The sequence below is a fragment of the Streptomyces sp. NPDC057950 genome (genome assembly GCF_042887295.1).
GTDB lineage: Bacteria > Actinomycetota > Actinomycetes > Streptomycetales > Streptomycetaceae > Streptomyces > Streptomyces kaempferi.
Genome location: NZ_JBHVPP010000001.1, coordinates 725,786 through 747,986, shown reverse-complemented (window position 1 = coordinate 747,986; position 22,201 = coordinate 725,786). Strand labels below are relative to the sequence as shown.

The 22,201-nt window shown below is 67.1% G+C and carries 12 protein-coding genes and 1 pseudogene; 1 reads left to right on the top strand and 12 read right to left on the bottom strand.

Annotated features, from left to right (window positions below; genetic code table 11):
• Positions 1-79 precede the first annotated feature (79 nt).
• The 10 genes from ACFVTC_RS03325 to ACFVTC_RS03280 form a co-directional block, all read right to left on the bottom strand.
• Positions 80-439, bottom strand: a complete 360-nt coding sequence (locus ACFVTC_RS03325; RefSeq protein WP_390123392.1) for a hypothetical protein — start codon at positions 437-439, stop codon at positions 80-82.
• Between the two features lie 373 nt (positions 440-812).
• Entirely contained in the window at positions 813-1,925 is a 1,113-nt protein-coding gene (locus ACFVTC_RS03320; protein WP_390123391.1) for an HNH endonuclease, read from the bottom strand.
• Positions 1,926-1,945: 20 nt separating this feature from the next.
• A complete protein-coding gene (locus tag ACFVTC_RS03315) occupies positions 1,946-3,580 on the bottom strand; it encodes an AAA family ATPase (RefSeq protein WP_390123389.1) in 1,635 nt (544 codons plus the stop codon).
• A gap of 34 nt (positions 3,581-3,614) precedes the next feature.
• Positions 3,615-5,129, bottom strand: a complete 1,515-nt coding sequence (locus tag ACFVTC_RS03310) for a class I SAM-dependent DNA methyltransferase (RefSeq protein WP_365781298.1) — start codon at positions 5,127-5,129, stop codon at positions 3,615-3,617.
• Entirely contained in the window at positions 5,126-6,436 is a 1,311-nt protein-coding gene (locus tag ACFVTC_RS03305; protein WP_390123387.1) for a hypothetical protein, read from the bottom strand. The genes ACFVTC_RS03310 and ACFVTC_RS03305 overlap by 4 nt, the downstream gene beginning before the upstream one ends.
• Before the next feature lie 35 nt (positions 6,437-6,471).
• Entirely contained in the window at positions 6,472-9,525 is a 3,054-nt protein-coding gene (locus tag ACFVTC_RS03300; RefSeq protein ID WP_390123385.1) for a DEAD/DEAH box helicase family protein, read from the bottom strand.
• Positions 9,526-10,913: 1,388 nt separating this feature from the next.
• Entirely contained in the window at positions 10,914-15,503 is a 4,590-nt protein-coding gene (locus ACFVTC_RS03295; RefSeq protein ID WP_390123383.1) for a hypothetical protein, read from the bottom strand.
• A gap of 21 nt (positions 15,504-15,524) precedes the next feature.
• Entirely contained in the window at positions 15,525-17,099 is a 1,575-nt protein-coding gene (locus ACFVTC_RS03290) for an AAA family ATPase (RefSeq protein WP_390123381.1), read from the bottom strand.
• Between the two features lie 453 nt (positions 17,100-17,552).
• Entirely contained in the window at positions 17,553-17,939 is a 387-nt protein-coding gene (locus tag ACFVTC_RS03285) for a hypothetical protein (protein ID WP_390123379.1), read from the bottom strand.
• Positions 17,940-18,158: 219 nt separating this feature from the next.
• Positions 18,159-18,764 (bottom strand): hypothetical protein, encoded by a 606-nt coding sequence (locus ACFVTC_RS03280; RefSeq protein WP_390123377.1) that lies wholly within the window; start codon positions 18,762-18,764, stop codon positions 18,159-18,161.
• Between the two features lie 631 nt (positions 18,765-19,395).
• On the opposite strand from ACFVTC_RS03280, the pseudogene ACFVTC_RS03275 reads away from it, so the two are divergent.
• Positions 19,396-19,620, top strand: a pseudogene (locus ACFVTC_RS03275) (helix-turn-helix transcriptional regulator); the annotation flags it as partial.
• Between the two features lie 1,041 nt (positions 19,621-20,661).
• Here the strand turns inward: ACFVTC_RS03275 and ACFVTC_RS03270 are convergent.
• Together ACFVTC_RS03270 and ACFVTC_RS03265 are read right to left on the bottom strand one after the other, a co-directional pair.
• A complete protein-coding gene (locus tag ACFVTC_RS03270) occupies positions 20,662-21,852 on the bottom strand; it encodes an acyl-CoA dehydrogenase family protein (RefSeq protein WP_390123375.1) in 1,191 nt (396 codons plus the stop codon).
• Positions 21,853-21,977: 125 nt separating this feature from the next.
• Positions 21,978-22,199 carry a CbtB-domain containing protein gene (locus ACFVTC_RS03265; protein ID WP_168526353.1) on the bottom strand — a complete coding sequence of 74 codons (222 nt, stop codon included), beginning with the start codon at positions 22,197-22,199 and terminating at the stop codon, positions 21,978-21,980.
• Positions 22,200-22,201: the final 2 nt, after the last annotated feature.

Here is a 22,201-nt window from a genome sequence, read left to right as displayed (position 1 = left end):
GCCGAACCGACGCGACCCGTGGACCGCCCTGCTCGCTTCTGTCCGTCGGTCACTCTTCCCCCCGGAAGCCTTCTGACAACTACTCTTCCCGACGATAGGGGTGACCACTGACTTTCGGACGCACAACCCGAAGCACGGTGGTCGGCGAGGAGTCATCGCCCCACCGACCAGTACGAACGCCGGTGCTGAAGGAGTGGCAGCCGGTTCCCGTGAAGGCGTACAGCACACCCCAGGCGAAGATCTCCGTGCGACCCGCTGTGGCGTCCCGGTGGTACTCGGGGCTCAGCCAGCCCGGAGTCCCGGTCGGCGCGCCAGGACGGATGACCGCGGTGCCGTCGGCGACGTGGGCGATGCCGAAGTCCAGCACCCGCTCCCCGTCCGGGGCCAGGATCACGTTCGCGGGCTTCAGATAGCGGTGGACCGCCCCATCAGCAGGCACAACCACCTCCTCCTATCACGGCAGTTACCACTTTGATCTGCAAATTTGCAATCTCTGCCGCTACACCAGTCGCAACCACCGCGTCCGGCATTCTGAACGCACCCAATCCACGAACCCTGACTGAAGATCCGGGCCCAGTCCGGAACGTCCGGAGCAACAAGCAGTGTCCGAAAGCGGTGAGTGAATCACCGGCGTGAGCCTCGTCATGGTGCACCTCGCAGCGCCTGTGCCTCGTCACCCGACGGCGCGGCATCACTGCGATGGGCCAGCGCGCCGCGACCGCCGCCAGCCCTGAAGGGCTGTCCGTCCTTCGTCTGGCCTGTTCGTCCGGCCCCCAGGCGTGTCAGGGCGAGCATCAAGCGGGCCTACCCGCTCAGGCCGGTGGGTCGGGCGTGGTGTGTGCGGCGCGGAACTCGGCGAGCGACTGCTCGACACCGGAAATGGTCAGCCGCCAGAATTCCCAGCCGTCGATGTCGTCGCTGCCGGTGGCGGCCCGGGCCGCGGAGTTCGGGGTACCCCAAGGGCGCTTCCAGACGCTGATGCGGCCGTCCGCTTGCAGAACACCCGGGTGCGGCTTGTTGTTGTGACGGCCGATCAGTGGGATGCCGGCGGTCAGTTCGGCCGGGTCCAGGTGCTTGAGCAGGTCCCGCACGTCGACGGTCGAACGCCCCGGGTCGATGACCGGGGTGTCGGGATGCTCTGCCGGGGACTGGTCGGGCTCGTTCCTCGTCAGAGCACATGCACGGTGCAGGGCCAGGGCAGCGGCGGCTGCTGCGCTCCATTGCGCTGTTGTCGCAGTTTTCCCGGCAATCAGTGCCTGGACGCTGGGCAGGTCGCCCGGTATCTGGGCAAGTACCGCGATCTCCTTCATCAGGAGGCGGCGTTGGTCTTTGATCTGGGTGGCGTTGAGCGCCAGGATCCGTATGGTCTCGTCGGCGCGGCAGACCCCGCAGTGTGCCTCGGCCTTGGAGTAGGGGGTGTGACTGCGCCGGGCGTAGCCGGCGGTGTCGAACCCGAGCAGGTCGGGATCGCCGATCCGGGCCGGGTCAAGGAGCATCGGCTGCTCCAGGCCCAGGTCGTCGTGCTGGCGCCAGGCGCGCGGCCCGGCCAGCAGCGGGAACCGGCTGCCCTTGGCACGGCCTTCTCGCGCACCGTTGAACCGGGCCCCGCCGCTGTTGCAGTGCTTGCATGCGATGCGGTAGTTGTCGATCGTGTAGGCGAGCCACCAGTAGCCGTCATGGCTTGGTTCGCCGAGCACTTCGGACTTCGGCCGGAAGTGGTCGACGGTGACATCCGCGCGCTGGATTGTGGTCTCGCAGTACCAGCATTTTTGTCCGACGAGCGCGAGCAGGGGGTCGCGTACCTCGTCATCGGTCCAGTGCTCCGTGAAGGCGCGCTTGGTGTTGCTGGCCATCGCGGCCCGCACGGCGTCCAAGGTGGTTTTGGTCTTGGCCGTCCACGCCTGTGGAGTGGAGAGTCCGCTCATGTCCACGTGTCGCATCGGCGTCAGATCACCGACGAGAAGTGCTCGTTGAACAGCTCGGCGACCATGGCCTCCAGGACCTGCGGCGGCGGAGGGTTGGTGCTGGTGGCGGCCTCGACGAGAGCACGGCGCCTGCGGTGGAGTTCGGCGAGGAAGGCCGTCACGAGAGGATCACGGTTCGCGGTGGTAAAGCCCAGTGCGTCGAGCTCGTCGGTGACCTCGCGGAGCTCCGTCTGCAGCACCGCGTCGTGGGCCGCCGCCGGCAGCAGCGTGTACTGGCGGTCGATCAACTCCTGGGTGTGTTCGTCTAGTTGGCTGGGCAGCCCGAACAGATCGGTGGTCAGCAGACCGCCTGCGCCCTGTCCCCGCGGGGTGGCCTCGGGAATTACGGCCGTGGCCTGACCTTCCTGATCGGTGGCGATGATCCGGATCTGCTGGCGGGTCATGTTGGATACCAGCAGGGGTTCGTGGGTGGCCGTGATGAACTGCGAGTCCTGATGTGCCCCGAGCACGGTGCGCACGGAGCTGTACCAGCGCCGGCTCCACTCGGGGTGGAAGTGTGAGTCGGGCTCGTCCAGGAGGAAGAGCGACTCCTGTGCGCGCTGGAGCCGCAGCAGGCCCAAAATGGTCAGAAGTTGCTGCTCTCCGGAGCTCAGGTCGTCCAGGCCGAGCATCACCGCGCCGGTCTTGTGCAGGCGGACGTCGACGGTGAGGTATCCGGCGTCGAGCAGGGTGGCGAGCAGCCCGAACATCGACAGATCACTGTCGAAGAGGTTGCGGAAGGCCCGGACGTCCTCGGTGGTGCCCAGCACGATCCGGAACCCGTCGGCGGGACTCCCGGCACCGTCCACCGGGTCGGCGTCGGGAATGGGGCCGAACCGGCCGGACTCGGCCACGGCCGCGAACAGCGTGCGGGCGGGCCCGCCCAGGCCCCAGTACGGCAGCTCGGCCAAGGGCGCCCCCCGCACGGTGTGGGGCGCTTTGACGCGCAGGACGGCCGAGGCGACGTGCTGGATGTAGGAGTGCTCCCGCAGGTAGGTACCGAACGAGTCGGCCCAGTGGGTGGTCTGCGCCAGGAGCAGCAGCGGCAGGTGAGCGGGGGTGCACAGGAAGACAGGGGTGTACAGGGGACAGCGGATGGGCAGGGTGAGCTGTTCCGGCCACGCCTCCTCGGGCGACCGGCTGGCAAGCCACTCGTCAAGGGCCTCTCGCCACTGCCGGCGCCAATCGCCCAGGCGGCGCGTCGCGAAGCGGCGGTGCTGGTCGAACTCCGCAGTCCAGGGGGCATGGGGGTGGGCCTGATAGCCGAAGACGTGATTGGGAAGGTGTTGCGGCCAGTGTGCCCTCGGCACTCTTGTCGGCTCGCGGCCCTCCTGCGCCACGGTCAATTCGGGGGCGGCTGCGTGGGTGGTCTGCACAACCCTCACGGTTGTGCCGCGCAACTCGTAGTGGACGTCGAAGGGGAATGCCGTGCGGTGTTTCGGCCGGTGCAGGGCACCGAAGATCTCAGCGAGCGCGTGCAGGGCCCGCGACTTGCCGCCGCCGTTGGGGCCGATCAGCGTGGCGATGGCATGGCCGCCGTCCACCGCGTCGGTGAGGTCCAGGTGGAAGTCGCGCAGCCCGCGGTAGTCGGGAAGGCTCAGGCGCAGCAGCCGCATGCGGTCCCCCCAGTCGCAGCAGAAATGGTCACGGTCACGTCGCCGGGCCCAGATCCGGGCCGTCGCCGTGTGCACCGTAGGGCCGCAGCGCTTCGGTGAGAGCGGTCAACTCCTCCAGGGCCGAGCGGAGTTCACCGGCGATTTCCTGGGCCATATGGTGCAGGTCGGCTTCGGGCTCGGCGGGGGCGAGCGGATCGTCCGGTGGGTCTGCGGCCAGAAGATCGAAGTTGGTGCGGTCCCGGGCGAGCAGGTCCTCCACGCTGAAGGACCTGAACACGTGGGACTCGACCCGCTCGCTGCGGGGCCGTCCTGGCCGGTAGGCGGACACGAAGTCGTCGTAGTCGGCGCTGGTCAACGTGGTCGTCTTGGTGGACGCGGGGCGGTGGGAGCGCAGGTCGTACACCCACAGCTGCTTGGTTGACGGCCTGCCGTCTGGCCGGGGAGCGGCCTTGTCGAAGAACAGGACGTTGGTCTTGAGGCCGGTTGCGTAGAAGACGCCTGGCGGAAGCCGGAGCAGGGTGTGCACATCGCACGCGTCAAGGAGTCGGCGCCTGACATGCTCGCCGGCTCCGCCTTCGAACAGCACGCTGTCGGATACCACGACGGCGGCGCGGCCGTTGAGCTGCAGCAGGCTGTGGACATGCTGGAGGAAATTGAGCTGCCGGTTGCCGGTCTCCGCCCAGAAGTCAGGCCGATAGTACGCGTACGTCTCCCCGGCGATCGTGGATCGCCTGCTGAACGGGGGCGTGGTGAGGACCAGCGTCGCGTGCCGTGTCGGAGTCTGGGCGAGCGCATCGCCGACGGCGATCAGGGGCTGGGCGTCGGCCCGCGTCAGTCCGTGCAGGACGAGGTTCATCGTGGCCAGCCGCGCTGTGGCGTCGACGAGTTCAGTGCCGCTGAACGCGCCCGCAGTGAGTCGGGCGCGCTCGGCAGGGGTGACGCCGGGGGGAAAGTGCTCGACCAGGTACTCGAATGACTTGGTCAGGAAGCCGCCGGTGCCGCAGGCCGGATCGATGATCGTGTCGCCTACGCCCGGCTGGACACACTGCACGATCGCCTCGATCAGCGGGCGAGGGGTGAAGAACTGTCCGGCGCCCGTCTTGGTATCGGCGGCCATCCGGGCCAGCAGGGCTTCGAAGACCGCGCCGCGGCCGGGGCTGCCCTCTCCTGACCAGGGGTAGCTGTCGACCAGGTCGATCAGTCGGCTGAGCTTGGCGGGGTCCGGGATGCGGTTCTGCGCCTTGCGGAAGAGCAGACCGAGGTTGCCCGGACCGTATGCAAGGCGGTCCAGGGCCTGCTCGTAGCGCTCCTGCTGGCCCTCACCGGCGCTCCAGCGGATCTCTGCCCACGCGTCGTAGCCGGTCACCTCCACGGGGTTGAGCGGACGCCGGCTCTGCTCGTCGGCCAGCTTGAGGAAGATCAGGCAGGCGAGCTGCTCGACGTACTCGATGCCCGAGACCCCGTCTTCTCGCAGCACGTCGGCAAAGGACCACAGGACCTTGGCCAGGTCCTGGTCGGGGCCGGGGTGCGAGGAGGCAGGTGGGTTCACAGCGAGGACTCCTGGGGCCCGAACGGGTGGGCGGCGTGGGACAGCTGGCCGGTGAACGCCCGCTGCAGGAGGTTGCTCCGCAGCCGGTCGGCGACGTCAACCGCTCGTTCGGCCGCGGCGGAGGCGGTCTGCAGGGTGGTGAGGTGCGCGTCGACCAATGCGACCAGCCGTTGCTGCTCGTCGGCCGGCGCGAGGGGGACCGGCATCAACCGGATTTTCCCCAGACCGATGGACGCCAGCCCGGTGACCTGCGTGGCGTTGCGCTGGCACCATTGGCGGCCGAATCCGTTGGCGTGCCAGGCCAGCAGTTTCGGGTGCAGCTGCCGGTCGGTGATGCGTGCGCGGAACAGGTGGTTTTGGTGGACGCAGTCGGGCACCTGCTCCTCCCAGATCCATCCGCGGCCCAGCTGGCCGCGGTCTCCGCCGCCGGTCAGGAGCACGTCACCAGTGCGGAGGCGGGCGGCCTGAGCCCGCTGCGCGGGTACCCGGATCACCTGGATGTCGTCCAGGGCCAGTCGGCCTCGTTGCACGTTGGCGACGCGAAGGCAGGGAACCTCCACGTCTGCGGGATCCCACTGCCGTCTGCTGTTCTTGGCTACCCCGAGGGTCAGCTCGGCGACGGTCTCCAGACGGGTCCACCGCCAGTCGACGGGCAAGGCAGGCAGGGCGCCGTCGTGGGTGCTGGCAGCCGGCAGGCTTCCTGCTGCACGGTCGGTGCCGGACAGGCGGCCCAGGCTGGCCTGGGCGCTCATTGCGTGGACCAGTTCGCCAGCCTGGTCCACTGCCCTGCGGGTGCGGGTCGTGGTGGCGTCGATCCGAGCAAGATGGTCCTCCACCAGGCTGGTGATCCGGGCCTGCTCGCCAGGTGCCGGGAGCGGAAGCAGGATCTCCGCCAGATCACGGTGGTTGATCCGGTATAGCGCGGCGCCCCCCTGCCGGGCCCGGTCCGCGATCTGGCGGCGCACGATCGGCGAGTTCCACAGGTGCGCGAGGTATCGCGGGTCGACCAGGGAAGGCTGTACGCGCACGCGGATCATAGTGTCGGGGAAGGTCGTCGCACGGGGCGGGACGTCCACCAGGGCGCCCTCGCCGACCAGGGACCGGGAGCCGCTGACCCGGCTGACCAGCAGGTCACCGGGTTCGGCCAGGACGGGCGGGCTATTGTGGGCTGTCTCGTCGCCGCCCTTGGTCTGGGTGAAGTCCACCGTCACCGGGCGAAGGGCCGTCGCCCGCAGCACGGGGAAGCCATCCTGGCGGGCGGGCAGGGACCGGCCGTTGGCCAACGGTTCGTACAGGACGTCAGCCAACTTCACCAGGGTCCAACCGGTAGGAAGGTCACGGTTCAAGCGAGCGCCTCACCCAGGTCGTCGAGGAGGTCAATCGCGGCGTCGGCGCCGAACGTGCCAAGGAAGCCGTCGGTGCCACCCCGGCCCGAGAACGGGACGCTGTCGAGGTCCCGGGGGTCAAATCGGTCCTCGGCTGCGGCAGCCGCCTCCACGATGTTCTCGATCCACCACACCTGGGCCGGGGTGAAGGGCCCGGCCTGCTGCAGGAACGCGGCCAGACGCCGTCGCATGTCCTCGGCGGCCGCACTCTGTCCGGTGGGCTCCCCCGCATCCGGTGTGGCCGGTCGGTCGTAGAGGCGGAGCAGCATCTGCCGCAGCGCAGGCCTGTTGCCCAGCAGCGCACCGGCATCGCGGACTTCCTCCTCGAGGGCCTCCGGCCCCCAGGCTGCGCGGACCTGCGCCACGTGGTCCGGATCGACGGTGCCGAGAAGCCGGGCTACCAACCCTTCCAAGGAAAAGCCGGCCAGTTTCCGCACGGCAGCGCCATCGGCGTCGCTCAACACGGGAACGAGCCGGGCAAGCCGCACCCCGAGTTCGGCCGTCTCGTCGGCGGTCATGCCGGCGTCCGCCGTGCGGTTCAGCAGGCGCTCCAGGGCGCGTCGGCCGGCCCGGCCGGACGCATCAGTGACGTTGACGAGCCGTCGGTGATGGTGACGCGAGGTTCCCACCGCGTCGATCACCACGAACTGGGTCTTTGCGAATGCTCCTGGGGTGACCGCGCGGAGCACCGCCGGTGCGATGCGCTGCGCCCCTTGCGCCAGTAGCCGCTCGTAGTAGGCAGCGGAGCGGACATCGCGCAGGAACAGCACGCATTCGACCGCCCGCATGTCGGTGGGGCCGGACATGATGTCCACCACCACGGCAATCCGAAACTGCGGAGCGGTCCGGAAGTCCCTCAGCAGCTGGTCCGGGTTATGACTGCGCATGGTGATCTTCTGGCAGAAGGTATCGCCGGCGCCGAACACCTCGCGGATGTGGTGCACGATGTCTTCCGCGTGCGCGTCGTTGAGTGCGAAGACCACGGTCTTGGGGACGCCCAGCCCGCCCTCGACCGCCCGCTCGGGGAACAGGGCAGGCAGTTCATCACGGAACGCCGTCATCACCGCGGCCAGCTGCTTGGGCCCCACGATCCGTGGGGCGCTGGCCGGTCCGGCGTGAGCCAGGTCCTCGTCCAACTGCTCGTACCAGCTGCGGCGCGGAGCCTTGGCCTCTGCGGTGATGCGCTCGGTCAGCGGCACCAGCGCCGCGCGTCCGGACGGCTCGAACCGTGCCTGGTAGAGGGCGTAGTCCACGACGAGTCCGTCGGCGACGGCCTGTTCGAAGGGGTATTCGCTCACCAGATTGGCGTTGAAGAAGCCGAACACCGGGGCGACCGGTGTCGCGGTGAATCCGATCACAGGAGCGTCGAAGTACTCCAGGAGAGCACGCCCTCGTCCGTAGACCTGGTGATGGCAGTCGTCGACGACGATGAGGTCAAAGGAGTCAGGCGGAAGGGTCGGGGAGTAGGTCACTTCGAGCGGCACGGTGTCGGACTGCGAGACCTGCTCGGCGGTCTCATAGGTCGATACGCGGGCGGATCCGTCCTCCGGCTCGGGCGTGCCTGCCAACATGCCCTCCAACCGTTGTGCCATGGCCACGACGATGGATGCCGACGGAGGCACGCCTGCCGATGTCAGCTCTGCGACTTGGTACACATCGGCCAGGCTCCGACCCGTATCCGGGAGAGTGAACTGCCGGAACACGGCTGTCAGCTGATGGGCCATCACCACGCGGTCGACGACGAACAGGATGCGGGCGGCCCTGGCGTCTTTGAGCTGGCGGTAGGCCGCGAAGACCTCGGTATAGATCCGTCCTGTGCCGGTAGCCATCTGGACCAGAGCACGGCGGTCTCCGGCTGCGAGGGCTTGCTCGACTGCCAAAACTGCCTTGAGCTGCAGCTGGCGCAGTTGCCCGGCCGCCTGCGTGCCCTCCTGCAGAGGCGGCAGGGCCGCCATCCTGGCGCGATAGGTTGGCGCCTCACCGTCTGCCTCTGCTTCACGCTGCCAACGAGCCAACGTGGCCGGCCGGTGGAAGCCGCTGACCAGCCGGCCGCGCGGTTCTGGATCATTGGCGTCGTAGAAAAGCAGCCGTCGGCCGTCGCTCACGTACCGATAGGGCAGCGGAGAGCGCCAGACCGACCACGGCGAGGCGTCCGTCACCGTGGCGGCCAGCCTCCCCGCCTGCTCCATGGCCGTGCTGAGATCCGCGCCGTCCTTCTTGCACTCGATGATGCCCACTACCTGCCCGCCAACCAACAGCAGCAAGTCGGCACGGCTGCCGCCGGGCAGACGGGGCTCGATCAACACGCAACCGAGCGAGTGGTGCCGGTCATCATCCGCATCGGGGCCCAGAACATCCCACCCCGCCTTGGTGAGCCCGCGCTGCACCTCCGCCGCGATCGCCTCTTCTGCCAACGGCTCATAGGCAGCGTCGCGGGCGCTGACGATCAAGTGTTCGCGCTCGGAGGCCGGCAAGGAAGTTGGCCCCACCCTACGGTCGAATTCCCGGCGCAACCGGGGCAACACCGCGTCAAGCGGGGCCACTAGCTCCGCCACCACACCGAGGTCGGACGGGCTGGTGTGAACCAAGGACATCGGCTCCTTGTCGGAGGTCTGAAGACGGAAGAACCAGACCGCCAGCTCGAAACAGCGCTGCACCAGGTGAGACGCGGCCGCCGCTCCCTGGTCACCCTCTGAGGAACCGCGGAGGTCGGTGAACGCGGCAAGGACTCGTGCCGGCAGCAGCCCGGCTCGGGTCAGCACCCGCAGACGGGCCGACTGGTCCGCCGTCGGCGGCCGCACCCCGGCCACGTGGCCAAGCTTGGCGGCGAGAACCTCACCGAACTGACGCGCCGACGTCACCGCCACAGCAGGAGCAGTGGACGCACGAGCCTCGGCCGAGGCTCCATAGAGCACGAGGAGCGGTTCGTAGGGAAGAAGAAAACCGAAATTGGCTGAGGCGAGCGCCAGGTCCGTGAACCGGCTTTCGAGGTCGCTCGACTCCCGAGCCACGCCAGCCCTCCCTGCCTGCCTGACCTGCCTGACCTGCCTGGTGATGCGGTCGGCGGCGTGGTGCGCGCTACAGACCGGTCCCTTACCCTATCGCCCGTCAACCGTGTGGAACATCGAGGTTTCGCTTGATGCAGATCAGCGCCGCCCCAAGGCGAGCCAGCGGATGGCGAGACCCGTGAGGTGCCCACTGCGGGCCGGTGCCGGGTACGGAATCCGCCCGCGGAACACCTGCGCTTGGCAGCGACGACCACGGCGGCTCGCACCGGTCCCGGCTCGCCGAGCGGCTCGGCGTGACGTTCTGGCTCATGGTCCCCCAGAAATGACGCTTTGAGGAATGCATCATTCCCAGCAATGAGGGCGTATGGGGGCGTTGTGGCGAAACTGGGCCCACACGGTTGGCCGCAGCGACTTCACGCGCCCACTCCGCGGCGTCGCCCTGCTGATGACCTGACCGCACAGCATGAAGCCCCCGCCCGACTTCGGTTCAAGGGGCCGTTGCAACACCGCTTCTCTGTAGCGTGAGTGGGTGATCGTTGAGGACTTCTGCGGGAGTTCACCAGCCGAGTCTCTTGCGAGAGCGAGAATTGAGGGCGGAGGCGACGGCCCGCTCGACCCCGTGCGCCCTGGAAGGGCAGAACCCCGGTCCACCCACAAGCGAATGCCCGCTGATATATCGATGCGGAGACTATAGCCGCCTCTCTGCCAGTGCGCCGGGACGATTGGCAGCATAGGTCCAACCGACCCACCACCCCTGTCAGTCCCGCTCGCCATCATGTAGCTCCGTACATCGGAGGTCCTGTGTGCGAAACCCCGCCCGACTCTACGGGCCAACGGCGGCCCACGGCCGGTTGGCGCCGGATCAGCATCACCATAGCCGCGGTCGCGGTCATCGCTGGGGTTTCGTACAGCATCGGCTGGCGGGCTGGCCACGAGGTAGACCCGGCCACTTTCACTCTCACTGGCCACCTTGTCCTGAACGGCGGAAGGGGAGTGTCGAGGCCAAACGAACTGGGTGTGCGGGCGAAGACATGTACGCCGACATCTCCGACGGCACTGAGGTCACCGTTTACAACAGCGAGGACAAACTCATCGGCCTCGGCAAGCTCAAGAGCTCTTCTATACAGAGCAGACCAATACGGTTGACCTCGGTGGCGACTGGGGAACTTCCGAGTTGGTGAGCGCCACCTGCTCGACCGTCACGCCCGGACCGCGGTTCCTCGCGACCCGTACGACATCCTCGCGGAGCTCTTCCGGATAAGGCTTGGACACAGCGTCATCCTTCCCACCCGCCCCACAGGATAGGCCAGTTCAGATGTCACCCGATCATGCACCAGACCCGACGACACCCACCTGGCGAGGAACTTACTAGAAGATAAAAGGCAATCCACCTAGATGACGTCTGCGGCCAGTTCCTTGCGGCTTACCTCAGTCTCTTCTGGGCGGCGCTTCCGCCTGCTGGCAGGCAGAGTTCGGGTCGTTGTCAGGGTTCGCTTCAGTTTCGGAAATGCCGTGTTGAGCTCGGCGTAGCCGGTTTCGCTCAATTGAACCTGCCAGGTCTCGGTGCAGGTCGCGTGCCGTGGTGGTTGGTGGCTGAGATTTCCTCGGACCAGAAGCACCGTGCGTGCACGCCAGTGGCCGTCCTCTCCCCTCCATGTGAAGAATTCGCATGGGTCGTGCTTCCATCCAAGTTCGGCCCCGACGGCTGGATGGAGCGCGAGCCAGTCTCGGTGTTGGGCGTCCGTCCAGTCTTCGTAACCGTGGACAACCAGCTCCTTGTCCGCCCAGTCAAGACCTCGACCGGCCGGGTACCGGGCGAATTCAGCATGGAATGCTTCCCAGGCCTGACGCTTGGGAAGGTAGAAGGCGGCACCGAGCGCGTTGCCGTGCGTCGTGTGGACTCTGCGTTCCTCTTCCGGCCTTCCCCACTCCAAGCTGCACCATTGACCGCGTTCAGCCAGTACGTACGGTTTGGCCGCAGCGTATGCGCGCGCGTACTCATCCACAGCCGGCCCTGCTTCGGCGCACCAGTTATCCACGTCGTAGGAGGAGGTTCCTTCCGGTCTCCAGATCGGCGGCAGCCATCCGGGGAGAGGCCGGGGTCTAACGGTGACCATTTGCTCGTCGATCAAGCCGAAGGAGTAGGCGGGAAGTGCCGGGGCGTCCCCCTGCGTGTCGACGTCAAGGAGCTCACCAAGAACGGTTCCAAGAGCTCGGCGGCCAGCCATATAGGCCCACGGGCGATAGCTGTGGCGCTGACGGCGTGAGGTGAGACGCTGTGCGAGAGCGTGGTGACCTCCCGCAGTCCAGCGATCGGCGTTGGATCTGGCAATCTGGGCGGCCCGGTGGAGTACCGCCGAGTCTTCCAGCCCGGAGGCCTCGGAGAGCATCTGGAGAGCAAGGTCGAACGGGCCAAGCATGTGGCGTGGATTGTGAGCGTCCAGGTGCGGGGTACCGTGCCGGTCCTCTTCTGGAGCTGTGCGTTCGGGAAGAGGAGGAAGGGCCAGGCCGTATGCGGCAGGACGAGCTCGGCGCGGCGGATTCTCCAGCTCAATGTCGTGCTGCCGAGCGAAACGGCGGGCGAGGTCTCGGGAGATAGCGTCGGGCCCAGTGGCAGCGACCTGCAGCGCGGCATCGAGTTCGGCGGACACATCGTCTGCCCGTTCGTCTTTCGGCGTGGTGATCAAGGTGAGCAGGGCAGCTTCGCATGCCCATCCTCCTCGCGAGATGTTTGCGGCGAGGATGGTCTGGATCACGTGCTGGTGGCGGGTGCCCAGCAACTGAAGGGCCCGTCGTGCGCCGAAATCGAGAGAGCGGACCGGGTGGCCGAGATACAGCCCGACCCATCGTGCCAGCGCCTCGACAGCTGAGATGGCTGCTGCCGGAGCAGCGGGGATGTCCGTGGTGTCGGTAGCAGCGGGCGCTACCTCATCGAGGTAGGCCTCCACGTCGGGCCAAGCTCGGGCGACGGTTCCGGGTTCTGTGACCAGTTGGGTGATGTCTCGGATGTCGTCGGGCGACAACTGCGCGGACAGGGAGCCGGTGAGGAAGGCGTTGGCGAGGTCTTGTCGGGCGAGTTGCACAAGGGCGGGGTGCCGGTAGCGGAGGGCGGTATGGAGGACGGCCAGCCGGGTTCCCCCGTCGTAGTGGCGCAGCCATCCATACGCCGGGGTACGGCTGAGCGCGTCTTTGAGGGCGTCTGCGGCTGCGCCGGATTCGCCCGATTGTGCAGCCAGTGCCGCGAGTCTGCCCAGGGCTGATCCTGACAGGCGCAGGCGCCCGGCCTGTTCCAGCAGAGCACGAGCCTGAGCCGGAGTCGTGGACGTAATGGTGGCGGTTGCATGCTCGACGGCTAGATCCCAGCCCTCCGGCGGGGAGGTTGCTGCTGTTGGCGCGGTTCGAAGAACGGTGAGCAGGCTGCCCAGGGTCTGGACGGACGGTGGAGCGTCTGCAGTATCTGCAGGCGCCTCTTCGATGGCCTCTTGGCTAACTGTCTGTTCGGCTGCGTCGCGGTTCAATTCCTCGACGGCCCAGAGCTGCTGGGCTCGCTCCAGGGCCGACACAGCGTCGCCTCCAGAGCTCGCCGTCCTGCGAGCGTGTACGGCATTGGCGATTTCCTCAGTCGGCTCGGGCGTGATCGGGAACAGCAGATGGACCGCGACGGCCGCGCTGTCGAGGACGGGAATATCTGGGTGGTGGCACGCGGCCAGCACCACGGCTTGGACGGCGTCGGTTTCGGCGAGCGTTCCCACGGTGCACAGCCACTCAGCCAAGTCACAGGCCAGAGAGGGATCACGGGGAAAGGTTGAGGCGATGAGTTTTTCCGCTGCGCCTGAGGCGTGATGGCCTGCGTCGGCAGCGGAGATACGAGAGGCGTATGTGAGGACCGTCGCGGTGAACTGCGTGGGAGACATGTCTCCTTCATCTGCGGCGGTGACCAGCCAGTCGACCCACTCGACCAATTGCCGGTCATGATCGCTGGCGTCGATGCCGAGCGATGTGTCAACAGCGCAGCGAGTCGCGTGTCGGGCTGCCTGTTCATGGTCGACGAGCGCCCAGACTCGCGCTTGTGCCAGCCACAGTGACACCCTGTCGTGTGGGCCGGATGACCAGTCGTTGATCAGACCATCGAGCCGTTGGAGTTGTTCCACGGCCCACGAAGTGGCGTCGGCGTGAGCTTTTAGGGCGGCCTCAATGACCGCTTGTTGGTATTGGGGTGCCCAGTAGCCAGCCCGTTCTTCGCTCTCCCAGGCGGTGTCGAATCGTGAGAGCAGGCGTTGCAGGCCAGCGCTGCCGTGTTGTTTGGTCGCGAGGTCCACTACTCTGCCGAAGAGCTCAAGGGCAGCGTCGCGAACGATGTACCAGCCTGTCCAGTCACGGGTGTTCTCGGAGGGGACTTCGAGAAGGCGGATGATGGGATCCGCCTGTGCCGGCACATCGGGCGGGTCTCCGAGACCTGTGGAGGCAGCAAGTCGCTGGCCCTCCATCTGGGCCAGGACACGCAGTGCTCGCCGGAAACGCTCGTTGCCAGCTTCCCGCGATGTCCAGTCTGAGGTCGGCATGGGGTCTGGCTGTGTCGGATCGGGGTGGACGTACCGGAGTCTGTTGAGCCCGATCAGTGTCCGGAAGGGTTCGAGGCGTTCTTGCCCGGACACGGTGGATGGCCAGGCAACGGCCGTGCCGGGGGGCACGAGTTCATCGATTTCGGGCGCGCTGTCGAAACCGTTTCGGACGAGCAGTTCGGCGGCGGCGATCCGGATGCTGAGGTGTACAGCAGGGGCGGAGCCGTTGGCCGGCAGATCCTCATCGTCCACCTCGTCTGCATCCCCTTCTTCCGCGTTGATGGCGATGATTTCGCGCGCCCATCGCAGGAGATCGGTTTGCGCTTGGTCTTCTGAAGCAGCTTGGGCCCGCATGTAGCGTGCTCGTGCGCGCCAACTGGGTGTGGCTTCAGCATCGATCACGGCCGTCAAGGCGTCGAGAGCCACGTCGTCACGGGTCTCGACGAGGAGATCGAAGCAACGGGCATGAGCGAAGCTGCGACAGCTGATCGTGCTCGCCTCGCGCTCCTGTTGCTCGCGGAGCAGCGCTCGCCGTGAGGATTCCGCCTCCTCGACGCCTGCGGACTCTTCAGGTCGTTCGGTGCTGAGCGCCGGCTCATCCGTGTCGTCTGGAGGGTGGGGAAGTTGGTGGTTGAGTGCGACCAGCACCGCGTCGAGACCGGAGAGGTTCCATGTCGCTTCAGCCCAATCGGCGACCGCTTCCGGCGACGGGTCTTCCTCGCCTGCGATTCCGGCCAGGCCACCGCAGGCACGCAGGATTCTCTGGACCGCATCCACGTTGCCGCGGTTGGCAAAGGTCACGGCATGGGAAAGGGCGGCCTTCCGCGTGATCCTCAGTCGTCCGCCCCGGGCGATGTGGTCCAGGGCCAGCCGTGAGTCAAAGGCGTGCACCGCTTCCGCAAGCGGCTCCCTCTCCAAGACGGTCTCACGCAGTCGTAGTTCGCTGAGGAACACCAGCATGCGCACGAAGGCCTGCGAATCGTCCAGCAGGCTGGCCGAGCGCAGCGCCAGCAGTGCGTGATCTCTCACCGTGGCCAGGGGCCGCAAGTCGATCAGAGACTGGCGCAGATTCTGCGGCGCAGCAAGCGCCAGTACGCGGTCGTACTGACCGGCCAGGAAGAGATGCGCGGCTGCTTCGTCTTGATACAGGCTCCATTCAGGCCCGGAGTTGGCGCACATGTCCGCAAGTTGCCTATGGAAGCCGCGTTCGCGCGCCTCCTCGGCCATGCCGGCGACGTGAGCCGTGGCGTCTGCGAGATAGCGCCGGAAGCTGTTATGGATGAAGCGCCAGTCATCACCGGCCTTGTGGAAAAACGTCGCAGCTTGGTCGGCGAAATCGGAAACTGCACGCTGGTCCGCCCAGGTCGAGAGCCACCGCAGGTTCACCGGTACGCGCAGGCGTGCGACCATACCCAGCAAGTCGAGAACTTGCTGATCCTCCTACACAGCCTGGAAGTACCCGCGATAGCGCGCGGCAACATCGCCACCGTAACGTGATGCGTCTGCGAGTAGGCCGTCGGCTAGTTGACGTCGCACTCCTTCGTCGGGCTCATTGGCTTCCAGCGCGCTGAGTTCCTGCAAGAGGTAGGTGAGGGCGAGGGGATGCCCTTCACTGGCGTCGACGACCTTCGTCATCTGACCGGAGTACAACCAGCTACCGTGGCCGGCTGTCTGGGTCAGGTACTCGATTTCCTCAGCGGCCAGCGGTGGCAGGAGCGCGATACGGTCCTCCTGCTCCAGAGCTGTCCGCACCCTGGGCGGAAGAATGCTCGTGGTCTGGGTGCCGAGGATAAGGAAAACCCCGTCGGGCAGCGCCGCCGGGTTGGGAAGCTCTTCCAGCAGAGAACGCGTCGGGTTCTGCTCTCGCGGGATGTGATCGAGTCCGTCGACCACAACGATGGTCCGCTCGCCGCGTGTCCTCCACCGTTGGCCGGCCTGGTCAAGCTGGTCGCTCAGCACGAGGCGCTGGGTGCGCAGATCGTTACCGATTCCCCGGCGATACAGACCGCTTTCCTGCAGAGCAAGCGACACGTCGTGCAGGAAGCTGTCCGCTTCTCCCCGACTGCTGAGCGGGTCGGGTGCGTCGGGCACGAAGGCGTAGTAGCGCGCCACGTGTCCTTGAATCTTCAGGCTGGCCAGCAGGGTTGACTTGCCTGAGCCGGCTGGGCCGACGAGGGCTAGGTAGCCGCCCGGCAGATGCTTCAGCCGTTCCTCCAGAGCCTGGCGGGCCACCTCGTTCGTCGTGTACACCGTCGGGACCGGGAACTGGTGGGGGTGGCGGTACCGCAACCGTTCCTGCCAGCCCAGGCGCTCCATCAGCTGGTCACGACTCAACTCCACCGGCTGCGCCGGGTCCCGCACGAGTTCCTCAAGCGTGTGCGCCAGATGCGCGACCTCACCGTCAGCCGGTTCGTGATCAGGACGCAGCAGAGGATCGCCGAGCACGAGACCGAACCTCAGTTCCAGATCGCCGACGAAGGCAACGAAATCGTCGTCGGTCAGCTTCGTGAGGGTGCGAAGCGCCTCCCAGACCGGCACCCAGTCGACAACTTCCGGGAGGATGGCCAGATCCGCCCACTGCACCGTTCCTCGCGCGATTTCAAGCCGTACCGGGTCAAAAGAGCGCGCCACAAATGTCGCCAGGCTGCGGGGGCCGGTGGCCCTAGCGCGAGCAATCGGGCCCGCCCCTTTAGCTTGCGTCTTCGACGCATGATTGTTCGTGCACAGGTGGACGGTCAGGGGCTCCGGTGAGGCCGACCGCAACCGCACCCATGCGGCCGCGAGTTGTGTCAGCAAGCCCGGCTTTTCGCCTTCTCCGCTCGTCAGGTCAGCCCACGTGAACGACCCGGCAGGCTGCGACCACTTCACCTGCAATGCGTGGCGTCGCAGCCCCGATTTGAATTGGAAATCATCAGCCACACCAGCCTCAGGATCGGCCACTCGGATCCATTCCAGCGTCGGGAGTTTGGCAAGCACCACGCGCGCGGCCAACCCGTATTGCCCACCGAAGCCCACGACGGCCGCTACCTCACCCCTACTCGGCTGCAACAGAACCCCCTGCCCACATTGCCCCAGGCTCCAAGTATGGCCCGGAGGCCACATCCTTCGCACAGCAGAGCAGTCCGGGCAGCCCGAGGCCGCATCCGAGGATGGATACGCCGTTACGACTCGATGAGCGCCGCCGTACAGATTCGGAGGCCAGTGCGGATGCACCGGCGTCTCGCGGTAGTCAATCCTCCACGGTCAGCGATCGGACCACGCCAGGAGGCTGAGGCTACCGGGCTGGAAGGCTTTCCAAGTGCTCGATGACTTCCGGGTGGCCGGCATGAGCAGCCCGGGCGAGGAGTTGCCGTGACTCCCGCAATTCGCCTCCGTCGTCCCCGCCGACGCGGGGTTGCTCCCGCGGACGGCTCGAGGGAAGTACGGGGCCCTTCTTCTCCTGAGCCAGGATGCCCTCCACGAGGGCCTTCAGGTTCGCCACAGAGCGGTCTCCGTGTCTGCGATCACCACCCCGCTCGGTGCCTCGTCCGTGTCGTTGACGACTCGGCGGAAGAGGGTGCCCTCGGGGACCTCCTCGAAGGTGTACGAGATGGAGCCGGGCAGGTCCACGAGCTCGATCGTGACTCGCCTACCACGCTCGTGCTCCGCCACCCTCCAGGCGAGTTCCACCGTGCCGTCCGCGGCCCGGATGCACTCGATGAACTCGTCGCCAGGGAGGAACGGACGGTCGATGGCCCCGGTGACGGCCCTGGTCAGCACATGCCACTTGGGCCCGAAGCGAACCTGGGTAGCGATATCGAACCCATGCTGGACGGGGCCGTTGATGGTCGTTTCCAACGGGATGGAGGAGGTCATGTCGCTCCCCCGTCCCCGCGGACCTGTCACTGGCGAGCTTCGACAACTGCTTCTTCACCAAGATCCGCCACCTCCTCAACCAGGCAGAGCGGTCGAGAAGACCACCCATGCGAAGCAGCTGACTCAGGCGTGGTGCAGCAACTCAGGACGGGGCGGACGGGCAAAGGTTTGCAGCCGACCGACCCCTTCCACAACGGGGCAAGCACCGGGCGGGTCACGTCAGTCTTCGGGACTCCCAGCGCCCCTCGATCTGGCGACCGCCTGCTGACACTGGCGGCCCTTCGACAGCAGCTCCCAGCGCAGGTCCCCTGAGGCAAGGGCCACGCTCCAGGAGGCGAGGGATGCCGCCATCCGGTCGAGCACCGGATACAGGGCCGCAGGGACGAGTCCGCACTCACGCGCGATCCGGTCCGTCTCAGCACACCCTCGACCGGCCGATCGGTCCGTGTGTGCCGCAAGGCAGAGGGAGGTCAGCCGCACAAGGGTGTCATCGGTGCGTGCGCAGCCCCCTTTCGCCATGCGCAGCGCCCAGTCAGCAGCCCTCCTGCGGTCTGGGCGTGCGGGAGCAAACTGCATTTCGTCGAGGATCTGGGCAACCACCACTCTGCTGGCAGAGCCCGGGATGGTCGACGTTCTACGGAGCCACCGCGCCTGCTCCAGTTCGCTCCACGGCAGCGGATCGCCGCCGAGGCGAAGGCTGCGCAGGACTCCGATCGGCAGCCGAACCCGTCCTTGAGAGTCCATGCGCAGTGCGCACTGCACGGCGAGCAGCCGGGCCCCGGCACCGGTGTGGATCGGCAGGGCTGCGGCCAGGTAACTGAGCATCTCCCGGACCCGAATCTGGTCGCCTGGCACCCTGGGCCGTCGCTTGCGGCGCCTCGCGACGCTGTCCGACGACGCCACGGCCGCACGCAGGGAGGTTTCCGGAACCATGGCGGCCTGCTCCGTCACCGACGCACAGGCCGTACACGCATCGGCGAGGCGCCAGAGCCGTCCACCCCGCTCGCGCGCCAGAAGCAAACGGATCGGACCGGCGCAGCCGCGGTGCCGGGGGTGCCAGCGGCAGCCTCGTTCATGGCACTGACAGGTGCGCAGGTATATCGGCAGAAGGTTGCGCCGAGCATGTCCAGCCAGATGCTCGAGCGCCGCGGAGCGCGCGGATACGGCAGCGAGCAGGGCGTCCCGGTGGTCGCACTGCTGACACACAAGCTGCGGCCCGCCAGAACTGGGCCGCAGCTCCACAATCCAGGCACGCCGCATCGTCGGGTGTGTTGTGCGGAGCCTCATAGGGCGCGCGCTCCTCCCAGTCCTGTCCCGCGCCGTTGCCCGCTCAAGAGAGAGCGACGGCCGCACACGGTAGTGCAGATGTCTGCCCTCTCACCCAACGCTGCCACCTGAGGAAATAGGGCAGAGGTCTGCACTGACAGGGCAGGGGTCTGCACCTTCGGATGGTCAAGTGACGATCTTTCCGCCCGATCCGGACTTCGAGGCACTCCGCCTGGAGCTCGCGCGCCTGCGGGCGGCCCGAGGATGGAGCTATGACGAGCTCGCCGCCCGTAGTGGCCTCGCCAGACGGACTCTCATCGAGATCGAGCAGGGCCGCACGATCGGGACTCTCAAGACCTGGCACGCCCTCGCACACGCCCTCAGCACCCCGCTCGACGAGTTCTTCGCCACTCTACGCAACCTGCGGACACCGGCCCGCAAGCACCGGTTCTCGGTTGAGGAAGTCCCGGCCTACCTGCCGAAACCTTGGTTCGACACCTACTTCGATGGCTTCCTCGATCACATGCCAGAAGACCAACGCCCCAGGGTGCGCGCGCTGCGCCGCGCCGCCTCTATCCGGCTCGTGAGACTCATCACCGGCGCCTCTTGGCCCCGAAGCGCCGAGGTCCTCGACCTGACTCCGAAGATGGCCGCCAAGCTCATATCCAGCCTCGCCAAACGCTTCGATCCTAAGCTGTGGTCTGAGTTCGACCGACGAGTCGACCAAATCGCAGACCACCTCGATGTCACCCAGGACCGAATCAACTACGCGAACCGCCGCCAGCGCCTGGCCGAGTGGCGCATGGCGAGTGAAGAGTGGCACCTTCTGACTGCCGGCATCCCTCGCCTCCGCAGACTTCACGAGCAGGGCGACCCTGAGATTGGAGCCGCCCTCGCATGGAGCGGAGCCACTCAGGGCGAACCTGTCCACAGCCCCGTCATCCGTGAATCCGAGCGCAACGGCGGTGACGTCACCTTGCTCACCAGGGAACTCTCCGTTCTCCAGGGAGACGACTTGCGCGGTGCCCGGCTCCATCTCCGTAGACGACTCGACGTCTACGCGGCGCATCTGGCGAGCGCCTGCGACCGTGGAGCCAGCCTCCAGATCCGCATTGACGACATCCTGATCCGGGGCTGACCTTAGCGTGAGGATCACAACAGGCCTCACCCAGAGGGACGAAGCAGCGAGCAGTTCTGTTGGCGCGGACAACTGAGACTAGACACGACTCGGGACTCCCTGCGACCAGAATCTGCGCCTCCGTGTCTCAGCACGCACGATCATCCAGTAGGAGACACGAACGCGCAGCACGCCCGAACCTCACCAGCCCTGAGGAAGCAGCAGGTCAGCCGCCTCAGACAGTCTGCAAGCCAGGTCCGCTACCCTGCCGGTCCGCACCTCGCCACGGTGCCAACTGTCCCGCTTTTGTGCCAACTAAAAAGCCTCGTCACAAGCAGGTCAACGCCGCACCCGTGGCATCCCCAGCCCGATCCACGAGATGATCTCGCGCTGGATCTCGTTGTTGCCGCCGCCGAAGGTGAAGATCACCGCCGACCGGTAGCCGCGTTCCAGCTCGCCGTGCAGGACGGCGCCCGCCGAGCCCTCCTTCAGGACACCCGGCATGGCGACGATCTCCATGAGCCAGGCGTACGCGTCCCGGCGCGCCTCGGAGCCGTACACCTTGACCGCGGAGGCGTCCTGCGGGGTGAGGGTGCCCTGCTGGACGGCGTTCACCATCTGCCAGTTCAGGAGCTTCATGGCGTCGAGCCGGGTGTGGGTCTGCGCGAGCCGGCGGCGCACCCAGGGAAGGTCGACGACCCGGCGGCCGTCGGCGAGCTTGGTCTCCATGGCCCAGCGCTGGACGTCGTGCAGGGCACGGATCGCCATCGTGCCGTGGGCTGCGAGGGTGACGCGCTCGTGGTTGAGCTGGTTCGTGATCAGCCGCCAGCCCTTGTTCTCCTCACCGACCCGGCGGGAGACGGGGACGCGGATGTTCTCGTAGTAGCTGGCGGTGGTGTCGTGCGAGGCGAGGGTGTTGATGAGGGTGCAGGAGTAACCCGGGTCGGAGGTCGGTACGAGGAGCATGGTGATGCCCTTGTGGGGCGGGGCGTCCGGGTCGGTGCGGACGGCGAGCCACACCCAGTCGGCGGTGTCGCCGTTCGTCGTCCAGATCTTCTGCCCGTTGACCGTGTAGTGCCCGGTGGTCTCGTCGCCCTCGCGTACGGCCCGGGTCTTCAGCGCGGCCAGGTCGGTGCCCGCGTCGGGCTCGCTGTAGCCGATCGCGAAGTCGATCTCGCCGGAGAGGATCCTGGGCAGGAAGTAGCCCTTCTGCTCCTCGGTGCCGAACTGCATGATCGTCGGTCCGACGGTGTTCAGCGCCATCAGGGGCAGCGGTACGCCCGCCTGGGCGGCCTCGTCGAAGAAGATGAACTGCTCCATGGGCGTGAGCCCGCTGCCGCCGTACTCCTCGGGCCAGCCCGCACCGAGCCGGCCGTCCGTGCCGAGGCGGCGGATCGTCTCACGGTAGAACCGCTTCTGCGCCGCGGGATCGCCGTACCGGGCATAGGCGTTGTCGGGCACCAGCTCGGCGAAGTACTCACGCAGTTCGGTCCGCAACCGCTGCTGCTCCGGCGTGTATTCGAGATGCACGGCGCCTCCTGGCTCCCCAAGGCGGGACCTGACGGCGCACACCGTAGAACGTGTTCCAGAAATAGGGAATGGCGGTGACATGCGTAAGGGGGCGCCCCGGCGGGCGCCCCCTTCTGTCCTGGCCGTCAGTGGCAGGGGAATCCGAGGAGGTGGCGGGCGTCGTGCACCCACTCGTGGACGTTCTCGCCGGACACGAGGGAGGTGGCGCCCTGTTCGGCGCCGACGAAGTAGAGCAGGACCAGCATCAGCACGCCGAAGAAGACCGCCCAGGGGACGATCGCGCCGATCGGCAGCTTGGCGGGAACGGCGGTGGGGGTGGCGGTCGGCTGGGCGACGGACTGCGCCATGG